Below are 17,385 nucleotides of genomic sequence, written 5' to 3'. Positions count from 1 at the left end.
TTGGCCACAGCCCAAGAGTCATAGACTCGTGCCCATGAGTGACCACACCCCAATTGCGACAGACAACCAGCCGGACATCAAGCCACGCAGCCGGGTCGTAACGGACGGCATCCATGCCGCCCCCGCGCGAGGCATGTTCCGGGCCGTAGGCATGGGCGATGATGACTTCGCCAAGCCCCAGATCGGCGTCGCGAGCTCGTGGAACGAAATTACCCCCTGCAACCTCTCGCTGAACCGACTCGCCCAGGGCGCCAAGGAAGGCGTTCACGCCGGCGGTGGTTTCCCCATGCAGTTCGGCACCATTTCCGTTTCGGACGGCATTTCCATGGGCCACGAGGGAATGCACTTTTCCCTTGTTTCGCGCGAAGTCATTGCCGACTCCGTTGAAACGGTCATGCAGGCCGAGCGCATCGACGGCTCCGTTTTGCTGGCCGGCTGCGACAAATCCCTCCCGGGCATGCTGATGGCAGCCGCCCGCCTGGACCTCGCCAGCGTCTTCCTCTACGCCGGTTCCATCATGCCGGGCTGGGTCAAGCTTGAGGACGGATCGGAGAAGGAAGTCACCCTCATTGACGCCTTCGAAGCCGTGGGCGCCTGCGCTGCAGGCAAGATGAGCAAGGGCGACCTGGACCGCATCGAACGCGCGATCTGTCCTGGTGAAGGCGCCTGCGGCGGTATGTACACGGCCAACACCATGGCGTGCATCGGTGAAGCCCTCGGCATGTCCCTGCCGGGCTCGGCTGCCCCGCCCTCGGCAGACCGCCGTCGTGATGACTTTGCCCGCAAGTCCGGCGAGGCAGTGGTCAACCTGCTTCGCCTCGGCATTACCGCGCGGGACATCATGACCAAGAAGGCGTTCGAGAACGCCATCGCCGTCACCATGGCCTTCGGCGGCTCCACCAACGCCGTCCTGCACCTGCTCGCGATCGCCCGGGAAGCCGAGGTCGAACTGACCCTGGACGACTTCAACCGCATCGGCGACAAGATCCCGCACCTGGGCGACCTCAAGCCCTTCGGCCGCTACGTCATGACCGACGTCGACAAGATCGGCGGCGTGCCGGTCATTATGAAGGCGCTGCTCGACGCCGGCCTGCTGCACGGCGACTGCCTGACGGTCACGGGCAAGACCCTTGCCGAAAACCTGGCCTCCATCAACCCGCCGGACCTCGACGGCAAGATCCTGCGCGCGCTGGACAACCCGATCCACAAGACCGGCGGCATCACCATCCTGCACGGTTCCATGGCCCCGGAAGGTGCCGTCGTGAAGAGCGCCGGCTTCGACGCCGACGTCTTCGAAGGAACCGCCCGCGTGTTCGAGCGCGAGCAGGGTGCGCTCGACGCCTTGGACAAGGGCGAGATCAAGGCCGGGGACGTCGTCGTGATCCGTTACGAAGGACCCAAGGGCGGCCCGGGCATGCGTGAGATGCTCGCCATCACCGGCGCCATCAAGGGCGCGGGCCTTGGCAAGGACGTGCTCCTGCTGACCGACGGCCGCTTCTCGGGCGGTACCACCGGTCTCTGCATCGGGCACGTTGCGCCTGAAGCCGTCGACGGCGGACCCATCGCCTTCGTCAAGGACGGCGACAAGATCCGCGTGGACATCGCTGCCCGTTCGTTCGACCTCCTGGTGGACGAAGCCGAGCTCGAGTCCCGCAAGATCGGCTGGGAGCCCCTCCCGGCCAAGTTCACCAAGGGCGTCCTCGCGAAGTACGCCAAGCTGGTGCACAGCGCCTCCACAGGCGCGTATTGCGGGTAGCAGTCCCACGGCGGGTCCTTCCCCACTAACTCGCAGTTGTTGTCGTTTTGACGCCTCATAACGACTACACCTGCGAGCTAGTTGGGTGAGGGTTGGGGTAGGACCAGTCCGTGGACAATGAGGTCCACATAGTGAGATGACATCTTCATCGTTTGACACCTATCTCACTAAGAGGGAACACTGAACGCATGATCGCATTCGTTACTGTCGGCGCCACCGTGGGCACTGTCGTACTTACCAAGCGCGTGGCCTCCTAGCCCGACTGGTAACGAACCGTCACGCGCAACCCCTCGAAGAGCCGCAAGGCTGAGGGGTTTTTTTATTTCCCGCAGGGGACGGCGCATTGAGCAAGAACCAGCATGAACGCAGTACCCACGCAGTAACTTTCACTAATTGAAGATCCCCAAAGGAAGAGTCCGATGAGCAAAGGATCGCCGATCAGCCCCTCGCTGATGGCTGCAAAGTCCGCTGGAGCCCCCAAGGCTCCGGAAAAGGTCGACCGTCCGGCTGACGCCGTCGTCGACAATGCTGCAACTCTCTCTCCTGTACTCGGGCCGAACAACGTTGTACCCCCAACGGTGATGACCGGCTCGGAAGCTATTGTCCGCTCGCTCGAAGAACTCGGCGTGGACGATATTTTTGGTTTGCCCGGTGGCGCGATCCTCCCCACCTATGACCCTTTGATGGCCTCCAAGATGAATCACGTCCTGGTCCGTCACGAACAGGGAGCCGGCCACGCAGCGCAAGGCTACGCCATGGTTACCGGACGGGTCGGCGTCTGCATCGCCACCTCGGGCCCCGGTGCCACCAACCTCGTTACCGCCATCATGGATGCCCACATGGACTCCGTGCCCCTCGTGGCCATTACCGGCCAGGTATCGGCTTCCGTCATCGGCACTGATGCCTTCCAGGAAGCGGACATCGTCGGCATCACCATGCCGATCACCAAGCATTCCTTCCTGGTGACGGATCCCAATGACATTCCGCACGTCATGGCCGAGGCTTTCTACCTTGCGAGCACCGGTCGTCCCGGTCCCGTATTGGTGGATATCGCCAAAAATGCCCAGCAGGGCACCATGACCTTCTCCTGGCCGCCCAAGATCGATTTGCCGGGTTATCGTCCGGTGGTCCGCGGGCACAACAAGCAGGTCCGCGAAGCCGCCCGGCTGATCGCTGCGGCAAGCAAGCCTGTCCTGTATGTCGGCGGCGGAGTGGTCAAGGCCCACGCATCGGCCGAACTGCGCGAGCTCGCGGAACTCACCGGCGCTCCCGTGGTGACAACGCTCATGGCCCGCGGCGCGTTCCCGGATTCCCACCCCCTGCACGTCGGCATGCCCGGCATGCACGGCACGGTTTCCGCGGTTACCGCACTGCAGCAGTCCGATCTGTTGATCACCCTTGGTGCGCGCTTCGATGACCGCGTGACGGGTGTGCTCAGCACGTTCGCTCCGCACGCAAAGATCATCCACGCGGACATCGACCCCGCGGAGATCTCCAAGAACCGCACGGCCGACGTTCCGATCGTGGGCTCCGTCAAGGAGATCATTCCGGAACTGAGCGAGGCTGTCCGCAACGCTTTCGAGCAATCCGGCACCCCGGACCTCGACGGTTGGTGGGCGTTCCTCAACAACCTCCGCGACACCTACCCCCTTGGCTGGACCGAGCCGGAAGACGGACTCAGCGCCCCCCAGCGGGTCATCGAACGCATTGGTGCGCTCACGGGTCCGGAAGGCATCTACGTTGCAGGCGTTGGCCAGCACCAGATGTGGGCCGCCCAGTTCATCAAGTACGAGCGTCCCCACGCCTGGCTCAACTCGGGTGGAGCCGGGACCATGGGTTATGCCGTGCCGGCAGCCATGGGCGCCAAGGTCGGCGAACCCGACCGCGTGGTCTGGGCGATCGACGGCGACGGCTGCTTCCAGATGACCAACCAGGAACTGGCCACCTGCGCCATCAACAAGATTCCCATCAAGGTTGCAATCATCAACAACTCCTCGCTGGGCATGGTGCGCCAGTGGCAGACCCTCTTCTATGAAGGCCGCTACTCCAACACCGACCTGAACACCGGCCACGACACCGTCCGTATCCCGGACTTCGTCAAGCTGGCGGACGCCTACGGCTGTGCCGCGTTCCGCTGCGAGCGGGACGAGGACATTGACGCCACCATCCAGAAGGCCTTGGAAATCAATGACCGTCCCGTGGTCATCGACTTTGTGGTCAGCCCGAACTCCATGGTGTGGCCGATGGTCCCCTCCGGAGTCTCTAACGACCAGATCCAGGTTGCCCGCAACATGACCCCGGAATGGGAAGAGGAGGACTAGCCATGAGCCGCCACACATTGTCCGTTCTGGTCGAAGACAAGCCCGGCGTGCTGACCCGCGTGGCCAGCCTCTTCGCCCGGCGGGCCTTCAACATCAACTCCCTGGCCGTCGGCCCCACCGAGGTCTCCGGGATTTCCCGGATGACCGTCGTCGTCGACGCCGATGGCGACCTCATCGAGCAGGTCACCAAACAGCTCAACAAACTGATCAACGTGATCAAGATTGTGGAGCTGACTTCAGAATCTTCCGTGCAACGTGACCACATCCTGGTCAAGGTACGTGCGGATGCCGCGACACGCCTGCAGGTCACCCAAGCTGCAGACTTGTTCCGTGCCTCAGTGGTTGACGTTTCCACAGACTCGGTGGTCATCGAGGCAACCGGTACCCCGGAAAAGCTTGCAGCGCTGCTTTCAGTGCTCGAGCCGTTCGGCATCCGCGAAATAGTGCAGTCCGGCACCTTGGCCGTTGGGCGGGGATCCCGCTCCATGAGTGACAGGGCGTTGCGCAGCGCTTAGGCACTGTCCTAGTACCGCGTAGTAGCCCGATACCGAACCACAGACAATATCTACAAAACCACTCAAGAGGAGTTACGCAAGTGACTGAAATGTTCTACGACGACGACGCAGACCTGTCGATCATCCAGGGTCGCAAGGTTGCCATTGTCGGCTACGGTTCCCAGGGCCACGCCCACGCGCTGAACCTGCGCGACTCCGGCGTCGAGGTTGTCATCGCGCTCAAGGAAGGCTCGAAGTCGATCGCAAAGGCCGAGGACGCAGGCTTCACGGTCAAGAACGTTGCCGACGCCGCCGAATGGGCCGACGTCATCATGATCCTGGCACCGGACCAGCACCAGCGCGCGATCTACAACGACTCCATCAAAGACAAGCTGACCGCCGGCAAGGCCCTTGCCTTCGCCCACGGCTTCAACATCCGCTTCGGCTACATCGAGGCGCCCGAGGGCGTTGACGTCATCCTGATCGCCCCGAAGGCTCCGGGCCACACCGTGCGCCGCGAGTTCGAAGCCGGACGAGGTATCCCGGACATCATCGCCGTCGAGCAGGACGCTTCCGGTTCCGCTTGGGACCTGGCCAAGTCCTACGCGAAGGCGATCGGCGGCACCCGCGCCGGCGTCATCAAGACCACCTTCACCGAAGAGACCGAAACCGACCTCTTCGGCGAGCAGGCTGTCCTCTGCGGCGGCGTCTCCCAGCTGATCCAGTACGGCTTCGAGACCCTGACCGAAGCCGGCTACCAGCCGCAGATCGCCTACTTCGAGGTTCTTCATGAGCTCAAGCTCATCGTTGACCTCATGTGGGAGGGCGGCATCGCCAAGCAGCGCTGGAGCGTTTCCGACACCGCAGAGTACGGCGACTACGTCTCCGGGCCGCGCGTCATCGACCCCCGCGTCAAGGAAAACATGGCCGGTGTCCTCGCGGACATCCAGTCCGGTGCCTTCGCCAAGCGATTCATCGACGACCAGGACAACGGCGCAGTCGAGTTCAAGGAGCTGCGTGCCAAGGCAGAGCAGCACCCGATCGAGGGGGTCGGCCGCGAGCTGCGTTCCTTGTTCTCCTGGCAGCAGCAGGACGAGGACTACGTCGAAGGCTCCGCGGCCCGCTAGTCAAGGCACCCGTTGAAGCCGCGGCAGGAGCCGTAGCAATTCAACACAGAACGCCGTTCGGGATAGGCTCGAAATGAAGCCGCCCGGCATGGAGGCCGGACCCGGTATACCGGGTCCGGCCTTCGTCGTCAAAGAATCGTTTCACCAAAACCCCACCTGAAAAAGAGAGCTAAAGAGGTCACCGGTGACTAGCACCAAGCCAGTAGTACTCCTCGCTGAGGAACTTTCGCCCGCCACGATCGAGGCCCTTGGTCCGGACTTCGAGATCCGCCAAACCGACGGCGCGGACCGCTCCCAGCTGCTCTCCGCAATCGTCGACGTCGACGCCATCCTCGTGCGTTCAGCCACCCAGGTGGACGCCGAGGCAATTGCCGCAGCCAAGAACCTCAAAATCATCGCGCGTGCCGGCGTCGGCCTGGACAACGTGGACATCAAGGCCGCTACCCAGGCCGGCGTCATGGTGGTTAACGCCCCGACGTCGAACATTGTGTCCGCTGCCGAGCTGACGGTCGGTCACATCCTCAGCCTTGCCCGCCACATCCCCCAGGCCAGTTCCGCCCTGAAGGGCGGCGAGTGGAAGCGCTCCAAGTACACGGGCATCGAACTCTTCGAGAAGAAGATCGGCATCATCGGCCTCGGACGCATCGGAGCGCTCGTGGCCGCCCGCCTGCAGGGCTTCGAGACCGAGATCCTCGCCTACGACCCCTACATCACCTCCGCGCGCGCCGCTCAGCTCGGCGTCAAGCTCGTCACCCTGGACGAACTGCTGGAGAAGTCCGACTTCATCACCATCCACATGCCCAAAACCCCGGAAACGGTGGGCATGCTGGGCGCCGATGCCTTCAAGAAGATGAAGGAAACGGCCTACGTTGTCAACGTCGCCCGCGGCGGCCTGATCGACGAAGAAGCCCTCCACGAGGCTTTGGAAGACGGCCAGATCGCCGGCGCAGGCATCGACGTTTTCGTCAAGGAGCCGAGCACCGACCTTCCGTTCTTCGGCATGGACAATGTCATCGTGACGCCCCACCTGGGTGCCTCCACGGACGAAGCCCAGGAAAAAGCCGGCGTCTCCGTGGCGAAGTCCGTGCGCCTCGCCCTCGCCGGCGAACTCGTCCCGGATGCAGTCAACGTGGCCGGTGGCGTGATCGCTTCCGACGTCCGCCCCGGAATCCCGCTGATCGAGAAGCTCGGCCGGATCTTCACGGCCCTGACCCACGCATCCCTGACGCAGATCGACGTCGAGGTCGCGGGCGAAATCTCCAGCCTGGACGTGAAGGTCCTCGAACTGGCGGCGCTCAAGGGCGTGTTCGCCGACGTCGTGACCGAGCAGGTCTCCTACGTCAACGCACCCGTCATCGCCGAGCAGCGCGGCATCAACACTCGCCTGATCACGACGCCGGAAGCCGAGGACTACCGCAACGTCCTGACCATCCGCGGGGCACTCAGCGACGGATCGCAGATCTCCGTGGCCGGAACGCTCACCGGACCCAAGCAGGTCCAGAAGCTCGTGGGCGTCAACGGTTACGACGTCGAAATTCCGATCAGCGAGCACCTCGTGGTTGTTTCCTACGCGGACCGTCCCGGTGTCATCGGCACCATCGGCCACATCCTGGGCATGAACAACATCAATATCGGTGGCATGCAGGTGGCCCGCCAGAGCGAAGGCGGCCAGGTCCTGGCGCTGCTCACGATCGACACTTCGGTGCCGCAGCAGGTCCTTGAAGCCATCAAGGCCGGCATCGGCGCCGACATGGTTCGTGAAGTGGATCTGGAGGACTAGCATCCTCACCGTTTGAGCTAGAAAAGTGTGCCGCACTTCACATCGGCCACATATCATTGGCCGGTCTGCCTACAATGGCTTGGTCCGAAATTCGGAACCGGCGGCAGGCCGGCCAATAACTTTTGCACACACCCGGTGGATTCCTATTGCCTCGGCATGGTTCCAGGGACAGCAGTGTGCACACCCGCAATCCAGGACTCAGGGAGCCCTATGAACGCCGTCCAGAGGTTCATCAGAAGCCGTGTGCTTCTGTTGACCGCGGCCATTTTGATCGTCGCCATGTGTTTGTCCGTATTCATCCAGAGCCAGTCGCAGGCCGCGCTGAACCGGACAGTGGATGAGAACTCACGCGGCCTGTACGACATCCTGGTCCAGGCCAAGTCCGCGAATACCAAGGACGGCGGGGCGCTCCTCCAGCCGGACATCGCGAACGGCCAGGGCGGCATCAGCTTCCCGCAACTCGAGAAGATCCGTGGGCTGAGCGGCGCGTCGGTCGCGGCGCCCATCAGCCTCGTTTCCCGGGTAACGCAGAACCTGGAAACCCCGCGTCTCGACGCGATGGATTACCTTGGCTACAACGCGGGACTGGCTGGTGGAGCCACCGCGGGAGATCCGACCGGAACGGACTCCAAGAGCTGGCCCGCACCGGAATCCGTGCTTCCCGCGAAGCCCAAGAAGTACCGCCTGACCGCCACCGCCGTGAGCTCCGACGGAGTGTCCCAGCAAACCCTCTTCCAGACCAGCGCCGAAGGCACCCTCGGCAAGGGGCAGGTTGTTGAGCAGCAGACTGCCGGAGGCAAGAGCATCCGCATCGCCGGACCCGCGGGGGAGACCGGCATCAAGTTCCCCGCTCCCGCCGGCGGCTCGGAACACAACCTCTTCAACCTTTCCGTAGCGCTGCCCATGGCTCCGCAGGTCACCGAGTCGGTCGTCGCCGTCGATCCGACCGCCGAGCGCGCGCTCTTGGGCTCCGCCGGAGACTTCCTCGCACCGCTGCAAAAGGCGCCGCCGGCCGACACCCGCAACGCCGGCGCAATCGGCCGCTACTTCGAACAGCTCTTCGCCAAGAGCCCTACGCAGCAGGAACTCGAACAAGGCCCGGATTTCATGGGCGTCAAGCTCAAATACTGGGCACCCCTCATGACCCAGTACCAGCAGGCGAAGCTCTCCGGCCAGATCACGGATGCCTCACAGGCCATTCCTTTGATCGTCCGGCAGGGAACCTCGCTGGATCTGAAGTACTCGGTCCAAATCCAGGAAATCGATGATTCGGGCAAGGTCGTCAACGACGTCGGCACTGTCTCGCGCTCTTTGGACAAGGACTACCTGCCCTTCGTGTCAAAGTCGCCGTTCGCCCTGTCATGGCCAGGATCCACGGACCACAGCCAGCTGCTCGGTAATATGGGCAACTTCAGCCAAGGCCTGTACCAGCCAGCCCAGTGGAGCACGGACTTCGCCGCGGCACCCAAGTACAAGGACGGCGAAACTTCCGCGAACGGCGCCGTCGGCAAGTCCGCCACGCCGGGAGACTGGGTGACCGTCAACAAGCTGCCCGAGAAGTCGGCCTTCGGGGCGATGGTCGACCAGAGCCAGCGCAAGCCGGTCGATGAGCGCTCGTACCGGGAGAACCTTGCCACGGGATCGAAGCCCGCTACGCCGCTGCCGATGGTCTACGGGACGTTTGATCCGGCCCAGATCCAGAAAGCAGCGGGCGACGTCAACAAGCTGCCCTTGGGTGGCTACGACCCGGCCCCGATGACGCTCCAGAAGGACGCTTCGGGAAATGACACCGCAGCCAAGGGCCTCAAGCCTTCGCTGAGCGCCACCGGCCTGGTCAGCCAGTCTGCCGGTGCCATCACCGACTACTACGGCCTTGCCGCAGCGCGTGGTTACGATTCCAACGCCAACGTGATCGACGCCGTCAGGGTCCGCGCCAGCGCGCCAGGCAACTGGAAGCAGGCCCAACCGGAGGTCGACAAGCTCGCGGCCCAGATCCGCGACATGGGTCTCCAAGCCACAGTGGTGGCCGGCTCCGCGCGCGAAGACGCCAACATCTTCGTCCCGGGATACTCCAAGGACGACGCCGGCAAGGAATCCGCGCTGGGTACCGTCCAGCAGTCGTGGGTCCGGCAGGATGCTGCCGACGCCGTTTCCGGCTCCCTGACCGGCACCAACATCACCCTCCTCTTCCTGACGCTGTGCGGGGCCACCCTCCTGACCGGCGCTTCAACCGTGAGCTATATCCGCCAGCGACGCAGCGAGGCAGGGATCCTCCGCGCCATGGGCTGGACCCAAAGGAAGATCCGAAGTTGGGTCCTCGAAGAGTTCGGTATAGGTGCGGGGATCGTTGCCGTGGCAGGCATTGCGCTAAGCCTTCTGAGCTGGAACCTGGCCACGGTCATTGTTTCGGCGTCCGTGTTGCTCATTTACTGTGCCGCCGCCTACATCGCGGCCCAGCAATTGCGGCACCGCGACATCGTTGACCAGGAACCCCAACACGACGAACGCCTGATCCCGGTGGATTCACCGCTCACGTTCGCGTACCGCCAACTGGTTACCCACCGTTTCAGCTCAGTGGCCCTGGCCGTTGCCGTGGGCGTGTTCGGCGCTGCCGTGGGCGCGCTGATCGCGTTGCTCATTGACATCCCGCGCGCAGCTGGAGCCAGTGCCCTCAGCGGGCTCGCCTCCGCCACGATCGCCTTGCCGAGCGTCATCCTGGCGGTGAGCGGGGTGCTCGTTGGCCTCGTACTGACCTTGGTCACCGGTCGCTTCGAACTCCAGGCCAGGCGCGAACAGCTCGGCACGCTCCGGGCCATGGGCTGGAACCCGGACATGCTGGGACAGGTCCGTTTCTTCGAAAATGCCTTGGTCGGAGCAGTGGCGCTGATCCTCGGCGTCGTGGGGGCGCTGGGCCTGGGCCTGTTGCTCGCTCCTTATGCCGCACTTTGGGCCGCTTTGGCCGGAGTGGTGGCCGTAATTTGCTGGATTCCCATTGCAACGAAAGTGGTCAAATGACTGACAACCTCGAACCCGATCTGACCGCGACCACGGAATCCACCGACGAGTCGTTCCAGACCCGCGCCAACACCATCGTGCGGGCTGCGGACCACGGCATGCCCTTGCAGTTGAGCAACATCACCATCCGCTATGGCGGTGACAAGGGTGGGGCGGAGCCGGTCACGGTCGTCGAGGACTTCAACCTCACCCTGCACGCCGGTGAGATGCACTGCGTCGCCGGGCGAAGCGGCTCAGGCAAGACCAGCATCCTGACGGTGGGAGCGGGACTCACGCTTCCGACGTCGGGCCGCGTCCTCTGGGAGGGCGATTCCCTCGAGAAGATGGGCGACGACGAAATCGCCGACCGCCGCCGCGCCCTCATCGGGTACGTGGACCAGGGCGGCGCCCTGATCGACGGCATGAGCGCTTTGGAGAATGTGCTGTTGCCGGCCGTCCCCGACGGCGAAGTGGAGCAGCGCACCGAAATGGCCAAGGACTTGCTGGACCTGGTGGGGCTGGGCCGGCGCATGCGCCACCGTCCGGCGCAGCTGTCCGGCGGTGAGCGCCAGCGTGTCGCGATCGCCCGCGCCCTGATCCTGGGCACCAGGGTCCTGGTGGTAGACGAGCCAACGGCCAGCCTGGACCGTACTTCGGCAAACCGCATCATCAGCATCCTGAAGGACACCACGAGCGACGGTATCGCCGTGCTGGTGGCCTCCCACGACCACGAGCTTGTCAGGCTCAGCGATACGCTGACTGAATTGAACTAGTAGCCCGCTGCTTCCGGACCGGCCGTCACATGCGGCCGGTCCGGTCTTTCCATCTCCAAGAGAAGGTAACTTCGTAGAGTGACGTCTCCAGATAAACCCCCGTTCTACATCACCACCGCCATTACCTACCCGAACGGCGAGCCGCATATCGGGCATGCCTACGAGTACATCGCCACCGACGCGATGGCCCGGTTCAAGCGCCTCGATGGCTATGACGTGATGTTCCTGACCGGCACGGACGAGCACGGCATGAAGATTGCCCAGGCTGCGGAGAAGGAAGGCATCACGCCCAAGGAACTCGTGGACCGGAATGCCGAAATCTACAAGGCCGCCCACGCTGCCTTGGGCATCTCCTACGACCGGTTCATCCGCACCACGGATGCCGACCACTATGCCGCCTCCCAGGCCATCTGGAAGAAGATGGAAGCCAAGGGGGACATTTACCTGTCCAAATACGAGGGCTGGTACTCGGTCCGCGACGAGGCTTACTACACCGAAGACGAGACAGTACTGAAGGACGACGGCGTCCGCTACTCGCGCGGTACGGATACCGAAGTAACGTGGACCGCGGAGGAGAGCTACTTCTTCCGCTTGTCCGCCTACCAGGACAAGTTGCTGGCCTTGTACGAGGAGCAGCCGGAGTTCGGCGCCCCCCAGTACCGCTTCAACGAGGTCATCAGCTTCGTCAAGCAGGGTCTTCAGGACCTGTCCATCAGCCGGACGACTTTCGACTGGGGTGTCCCGGTGCCGGGCAACGACAAACACGTCATGTACGTGTGGGTTGATGCGCTGACCAATTACCTGACGGGAGTCGGTTACCCTGATGCCGATTCTGAGGCGTTCCGTAAGTTCTGGCCCGCCGACGTCCACATCATCGGCAAGGACATCTCCCGGTTCCACGCCATCTTCTGGCCCGCCTTCCTGATGAGCGCGGGCCTGGAACTGCCCAAGCGCGTCATGATCCATGGCTTCCTGACCAACAATGGCGTCAAGATGTCCAAGTCCCTCGGCAACGTGGTGGCCCCCAAGGACTTCGTGGAGCAGTACGGCCTGGACCAGGTGCGATTCTTCTTCCTCCGCGAAGTTCCGTTCGGCGCCGACGGCAGTTACAACCACGAGGCGATCGTGGGCCGCATGAACGCCGATCTCGCGAACAACTTCGGCAACCTGGCGCAGCGTTCGCTGTCCATGGTGGCCAAGAACTGCGAAGGCAGGGTTCCGGTTCCGGGAGACTTCTCGGCAGAGGACTCCGCGCTGCTTGCCCAGGCCGCCGGACTTTTGGACGTGGCCCGCGCGGCTTTCGAGAAGCAGGAATTCAGCCGTGCCCTCGAAGCAATCTGGGCCGTGCTGGGCGACACCAACGCGTATTTTGCCGAGCAGGCCCCGTGGGTGCTGCGCAAGACCGACGTCGAGCGCATGAACACGGTCCTGTACGTCACGCTGGAGGTTGTCCGCATCGTGGCGATCCTCGCCCAGCCGGTCATGCCGACGTCGGCCGCCAAGCTGCTTGAGGTCCTGGGACAGCCCGACGGCGAGCCCCGCCAGTTCGCGGCCGTCGCCACGCCGATCGTCCCCGGTACGGAGCTCCCGCCGCCGGCCCCGATCTTCCCGCGTTACGAGGAGCCCACCGAGTCCTAGACGCCTGCTCACTTAAGTCGCCTTTTGGGCGGACGCCCGCTCACTTAAGTCGCCTTTTGGGCGGACGCCCGCTCACTTAAGTCGCCTTTTGGGCGGACGCCCGCTCACTTAAGTCGCCTTTTGGGCGGACGCCCGCTCACTCTTGCTGCGCGTGACACCCCCTCATCCCACCGGGTGAGGGGGTGTTCCCTTTCCCGTCCCATGATTGGTGAGCGTCCCGAGGCGGATCCGGCGGCTCGCTGGACTTCCAAGTGATCTCTTCGCGCTGGCGAGTGGGGATCCACTCGGCGCAGGTAGCAGCCGGGACAAGGGACGCTGTTTCCTGCCGGTAAACGCGTACCCGCCACTCGCGTTAATCAGGAGACCGAAACCTAGCCTGAAGAGCAAGCGAACTGATGACACTTTCTGGGGAGTAACTGTCAAGATTCATCTCGCTTATTGAGGTCTCCCGTACTTGTCCTTCCTGGGTCTCGAAGACGGTTACTCCGCAAAGTCTGGTCAGCTCGGACCTGATGTGGAGGGACCGAAATGAAACGAACCATTGCGACCCTGGGGGTCGTGGGCCTGGGATTGCTGGGTGCCACGGTGTCGGCGAACGCTGCTCCCTCAGACAAGATCACCATTTGCCACGCCACGCATTCGGCGTCGAACCCCTACGTAGCGGTGACCATCAACTTGTCGGCGCTGTCCGGGCATATCGCCGACACCAACGACATCGTTCCTGCAAACGCAGGCGATTACATGCCCAACGGACAAAACCTCACCCCGGAAAACATCGCCATTCTTAACGCCGGTTGTGAGGTGGCCGGCCTGCCGCTGATTACCCCGACGGACCCGGTGACGAGCCCGCCGACGGACCCGGTGACGAGCCCGCCGACGGATCCGGTAACGAGCCCGCCTGCGGATCCGGTGACGAGCCCGGCGGTGACCACCCCGCCCGTGGAGCACGTGGAACCCGTCTCCACCCAGCCGGTCGTCACCCCCGTGGTTCCTCCGGTCGCTGCCCCTGCGGCGACCGTGCCCGCAGCCGTCACTCCGTCGGCGACTGTGCCCACAGCCGTCATTCCAGCTGCGGCCGGTGCCGCAGCCACTCCGGACGCCCCCATCACTTACGTGGGCTACAACGTCCAGACGGCCGTTGGCGGGAAGGCGGACACAGGTATTCCCGCGTGGCTTGCCGGCCTGACTGGTCTCTTCAGTGCCGTGGCTGTGTTCGTAGTCGCGAGGAGCGGGGTGCGGGCCCGCAGGGCCAGGCACTAGGCAAACCCGGCCGGGTGCCGCACTACGATGGGCGGCACCCCGCCACCTGCTTCACTATCTCCAGGAGTGGTCATGGCCCGTCACCGCTTCACGCGGCAGCCTCACGCACTTCGCGTCCGTGGCCTGCTGATCAGTTCCAGGGATCTTCTCGTGTTGACGATCTGCGCCGGAGGGCTGCTTGGTGCCTGGCTGGTCTATGGCGTATCCGGCCAGAACCCGGCCGCTTTCGACTCAGGGAATCGGGCGCTTTCGACGGCGGCTCCCGCGGGCAAGGCCGAGCCGAACCGCGCGGCGGTGGGCGCTCCTGCCACTGCGGCGGGAACGCACCTGCCCGCGGCGTCGGCCCCGGTGCAGATTACCTATCCGGCGGTTGGCCTGGATGTGCTGGTTCATCCGCTGCGACCGGACCCTGCTGGCGGGCAGAGCATCGAGCCGCCGGAAACGATGGACGGATATTGGCTCAGTCCCTTCGGTACCCCCGGAGCGGGATCGACGAATACCACTTACGTCATCGGGCACAGTTGGGAAGGGCTCGACGCGCCGTTCAACCACCTCAGCTATGCAGCGGCACCGGGGGACGAGCTCAAAGTCGTCACGGCAACGGGAGCGATGACATACAAAGTCGACTCCGTCACCACCTACACAAAATCGACTTTGAAAGACAGTCCCGTCTGGACAGCGGTGCCCAACCGCCTGGTCCTGATCAGCTGCTACACGCAGGACCTCTGGGGCAAGAATGTCGCGGTGGTAGCTTCACTTGTTCCAGGCCAGTAGCTTCTCCCGAGGCGCGCTCCGCATGGACTTCGAGCGCTCAAATGGTGAGACGATTTTGACCAACATGTGGATGCGTTGGCAGTCTGAAAACATGAGTGCAACGCAACCCGCCGCAACGATCAACCTGGCTGTCATTCCCGGCGACGGCATTGGCCCCGAAGTCATTGCCGAAGCCCTCAAAGTCCTGGAAAAGGTTGTCGCCGAAGAAGGCGTCACCCTCGAGCAGACCGAATACAAGCTCGGAGCCCAGCACTGGCTTGAAACCGGCGAGACCCTCCCGGACGAGGTCCTGGCCGATCTGCGTACCCGCGATGCGATCTTGTTCGGCGCCGTCGGTGCGGCACCGGGGGACACCCGCATTCCTTCAGGCATCATCGAACGCGAAATGCTGCTCAAGCTCCGCTTCAGCCTTGACCACTTCGTGAACCTGCGCCCTTCGCGGCTCTACGGGACGGTGGGCAGCCCGCTGGCCAATCCCGGCGACATCGATTTCATCGTGGTCCGCGAAGGCACCGAAGGTCCGTACGTCGGCAACGGCGGTACGCTCCGCGGGGGCACCCCCCACGAGGTTGCCACCGAGGTATCGCTCAACACGGCCCACGGCGTCGAGCGCGTTGTCCGTGACGCCTTCCGCCGCGCCAGCGAGCGTCCCCGAAAGCACGTCACCCTCGTCCACAAGCACAACGTCCTGGTCTTCGCAGGCCACTTGTGGAAGCGCACCGTGGAGGCCGTGGCCAAGGAATTCCCCGAGGTCACCCACGACTACCTGCACATCGACGCCGCCACCATCTTCATGGTGACCGACCCCTCCCGCTTCGACGTGATCGTCACCGACAACCTCTTCGGAGACATCATCACTGACCTCGCCGCCGCCATCACCGGCGGGATCGGTCTCGCGGCCTCGGGCAACATCAACATGGACCGCACCGCGCCCTCCATGTTCGAACCCGTCCACGGCTCCGCCCCGGATATCGCCGGACAGCAGAAGGCGGATCCAACCGCCGCCATCCTGTCCGCGGCCTTGTTGCTGGACCACCTCGGCTACACGAGCGCAGCCCGCAGGATCGAAGCCGCCGTCGTCGCCGACATCGAAAGCCGCAACGGCGACAGCCGCAGCACCGCTGCCGTCGGCGATGCCATCGCTGCCGCACTCTAGGGCCCGTACTGGCACTGCGGGTCTGTACCCGGGCGTAAGCTTTACTTGAATTATTTACTGCTGCCGTGGTCCGTCGCTGAACCATATCCTCCAAGAGATGGTTTGCTCTGCCTGGTAGCCGACTGGAGGAAACATGACTCAGACTGCCCACGGCGTCGAATTCAGCCAGCAGCTCTCGGAGACCCCGAAGTCTGCTGAGGAGCGTGCAGCTATCCTGGCAAACCCGGGATTTGGCGACTACTTCACCGACAACACCGTCATTGTCGACTACAGCGTCGACACCCAGGGCAAGGGCGGCTGGCACAGTGCCCGCGTCGAGGCCTACGGACCGATTTCCCTGGACCCTTCGGCGGCAGTGCTGCACTACGGCCAGGAGATCTTCGAAGGCCTCAAGGCATACCGCCACGCTGACGGCTCCGTTTGGACGTTCCGTCCCGAGGCCAACGCCGCCCGCCTGAACAAGTCGGCACGCCGCTTGGCCCTCCCGGAACTGCCCGAGGAGTACTTCCTCGGCGCCATCCGCGAACTCGTGCAGGCGGACAAGGAATGGGTTCCGTCCGGCGACGGCGAAGCCCTGTACTTGCGTCCGTTCATGATCGCGACGGAAGCCTTCCTGGGTGTCCGCGCAGCCCGCGAGGTCTCCTTCCGGGTCATCGCTTCTCCGGCCGGCAACTACTTCGGCGGCGAACTCAAGCCGGTATCCATCTGGATCTCCCGTGAGTACGCGCGCGCCGGCCGCGGCGGCACCGGTGCAGCCAAGTGCGGTGGAAACTACGCCGCGTCCCTGATTGCCCAGATGGAAGCCGAAGAGAACGGCTGCAAGCAGGTCCTTTTCCTGGACCACTTCAACGACGATGCCGTCGAGGAACTCGGGGGCATGAACGTCTTCTTCGTCATGAAGGACGGTTCACTCGTCACTCCGGCACTCACCGGAACCATCCTCGAAGGCGTGACCCGTTCTTCCGTCATCCAGGTGGCGAAGGACATGGGCCGCGAGGTTTCCGAACGGAAGATCACCCTCGCCGAGTGGCGCGACGGCGTGGCCTCCGGCGAAATCGCCGAGGTCTTTGCTTGCGGAACCGCCGCCGTCATCACCCCCATCGGCGTCCTCAAGGACAAGACCGAGTTCATCGGTTCCGAGGACGCCAAGGCAGGTGAAACCACCATGGCCATCCGCGAGCAGTTGCTCGGCATCCAGACCGGAACGGTCGAGGACACGCACGGCTGGCTCACCCGACTGGCTTAAGTCCCCACCGGCTCCCAAGCCTCGCAAGCGTGGCTTGGGTCCCTCGCCGGAGTGGGCCCTGTCTTG

General features: G+C 63.8%; 12 protein-coding genes. All 12 read left to right on the top strand.

The annotated features are described in order from the left end of the window. Positions 1-34: 34 nt before the first annotated feature. The 12 genes from ilvD to VLA65_RS03950 all read left to right on the top strand — a co-directional run bounded on the left by ilvD (position 35) and on the right by VLA65_RS03950 (position 17,319). Entirely contained in the window at positions 35-1,756 is a 1,722-nt protein-coding gene (gene ilvD / locus VLA65_RS04005) for a dihydroxy-acid dehydratase (protein WP_284751164.1), read from the top strand. A 419-nt stretch (positions 1,757-2,175) separates the two neighbouring features. Next, complete coding sequence (locus VLA65_RS04000) at positions 2,176-4,077, top strand: acetolactate synthase large subunit (protein WP_284988363.1); 1,902 nt, start codon at positions 2,176-2,178, stop codon at positions 4,075-4,077. Positions 4,078-4,079: 2 nt separating this feature from the next. Beyond that, positions 4,080-4,592, top strand: a complete 513-nt coding sequence (gene ilvN / locus VLA65_RS03995; protein ID WP_028264679.1) for an acetolactate synthase small subunit — start codon at positions 4,080-4,082, stop codon at positions 4,590-4,592. Positions 4,593-4,672: 80 nt separating this feature from the next. Continuing rightward, positions 4,673-5,698, top strand: coding sequence for a ketol-acid reductoisomerase (ilvC, locus tag VLA65_RS03990; RefSeq protein ID WP_059387645.1), 1,026 nt, complete (start codon positions 4,673-4,675; stop codon positions 5,696-5,698). Between the two features lie 184 nt (positions 5,699-5,882). After that, positions 5,883-7,478 (top strand): phosphoglycerate dehydrogenase, encoded by a 1,596-nt coding sequence (serA, locus tag VLA65_RS03985; protein ID WP_284751161.1) that lies wholly within the window; start codon positions 5,883-5,885, stop codon positions 7,476-7,478. Positions 7,479-7,688: 210 nt separating this feature from the next. Then, the gene (locus VLA65_RS03980; protein ID WP_284988362.1) at positions 7,689-10,493 is read left to right on the top strand and encodes an ABC transporter permease; all 2,805 of its coding nucleotides are present in this window, start codon (positions 7,689-7,691) and stop codon (positions 10,491-10,493) included. Continuing rightward, positions 10,490-11,245, top strand: a complete 756-nt coding sequence (locus VLA65_RS03975; RefSeq protein ID WP_078108578.1) for an ABC transporter ATP-binding protein — start codon at positions 10,490-10,492, stop codon at positions 11,243-11,245. Before VLA65_RS03980 ends, VLA65_RS03975 begins: the two co-directional genes overlap by 4 nt. 78 nt (positions 11,246-11,323) lie before the next feature. Beyond that, complete coding sequence (gene metG / locus VLA65_RS03970) at positions 11,324-12,883, top strand: methionine--tRNA ligase (RefSeq protein WP_332601868.1); 1,560 nt, start codon at positions 11,324-11,326, stop codon at positions 12,881-12,883. A gap of 528 nt (positions 12,884-13,411) precedes the next feature. Beyond that, positions 13,412-14,143: a hypothetical protein gene (locus tag VLA65_RS03965; RefSeq protein WP_332601867.1), complete on the top strand. Its 732-nt coding sequence runs from the start codon at positions 13,412-13,414 to the stop codon at positions 14,141-14,143. Positions 14,144-14,215: 72 nt separating this feature from the next. Beyond that, positions 14,216-14,917, top strand: coding sequence for a class F sortase (locus VLA65_RS03960; protein WP_284988359.1), 702 nt, complete (start codon positions 14,216-14,218; stop codon positions 14,915-14,917). Between the two features lie 91 nt (positions 14,918-15,008). Continuing rightward, the gene (locus VLA65_RS03955; RefSeq protein WP_442880166.1) at positions 15,009-16,073 is read left to right on the top strand and encodes a 3-isopropylmalate dehydrogenase; all 1,065 of its coding nucleotides are present in this window, start codon (positions 15,009-15,011) and stop codon (positions 16,071-16,073) included. A gap of 133 nt (positions 16,074-16,206) precedes the next feature. Beyond that, on the top strand, positions 16,207-17,319 hold the full coding sequence (locus VLA65_RS03950) for a branched-chain amino acid aminotransferase (RefSeq protein ID WP_284988358.1): 1,113 nt from the start codon (positions 16,207-16,209) through the stop codon (positions 17,317-17,319). The last annotated feature ends 66 nt before the right edge of the window (positions 17,320-17,385 follow it).

It is taken from the genome of Arthrobacter sp. S2(2024) (genome assembly GCF_036662515.1).
Lineage (GTDB): Bacteria > Actinomycetota > Actinomycetes > Actinomycetales > Micrococcaceae > Arthrobacter.
The sequence above is the reverse complement of the archived record's forward strand: the minus strand, read 5'-3'. Positions and strand labels throughout refer to the sequence as shown.

What these genes read in the sequence shown, in the direction of transcription:
- ilvD (WP_284751164.1), top strand. Translation starts at nt 35, where the DNA reads ATGAGTGACCACACCCCAATTGCGACAGACAACCAGCCGGACATCAAG.
- VLA65_RS04000 (WP_284988363.1), top strand. Translation starts at nt 2,176, where the DNA reads ATGAGCAAAGGATCGCCGATCAGCCCCTCGCTGATGGCTGCAAAGTCC.
- ilvN (WP_028264679.1), top strand. Translation starts at nt 4,080, where the DNA reads ATGAGCCGCCACACATTGTCCGTTCTGGTCGAAGACAAGCCCGGCGTG.
- VLA65_RS03980 (WP_284988362.1), top strand. Translation starts at nt 7,689, where the DNA reads ATGAACGCCGTCCAGAGGTTCATCAGAAGCCGTGTGCTTCTGTTGACC.
- VLA65_RS03975 (WP_078108578.1), top strand. Translation starts at nt 10,490, where the DNA reads ATGACTGACAACCTCGAACCCGATCTGACCGCGACCACGGAATCCACC.
- VLA65_RS03965 (WP_332601867.1), top strand. Translation starts at nt 13,412, where the DNA reads ATGAAACGAACCATTGCGACCCTGGGGGTCGTGGGCCTGGGATTGCTG.
- VLA65_RS03960 (WP_284988359.1), top strand. Translation starts at nt 14,216, where the DNA reads ATGGCCCGTCACCGCTTCACGCGGCAGCCTCACGCACTTCGCGTCCGT.
- VLA65_RS03955 (WP_442880166.1), top strand. Translation starts at nt 15,009, where the DNA reads ATGAGTGCAACGCAACCCGCCGCAACGATCAACCTGGCTGTCATTCCC.
- VLA65_RS03950 (WP_284988358.1), top strand. Translation starts at nt 16,207, where the DNA reads ATGACTCAGACTGCCCACGGCGTCGAATTCAGCCAGCAGCTCTCGGAG.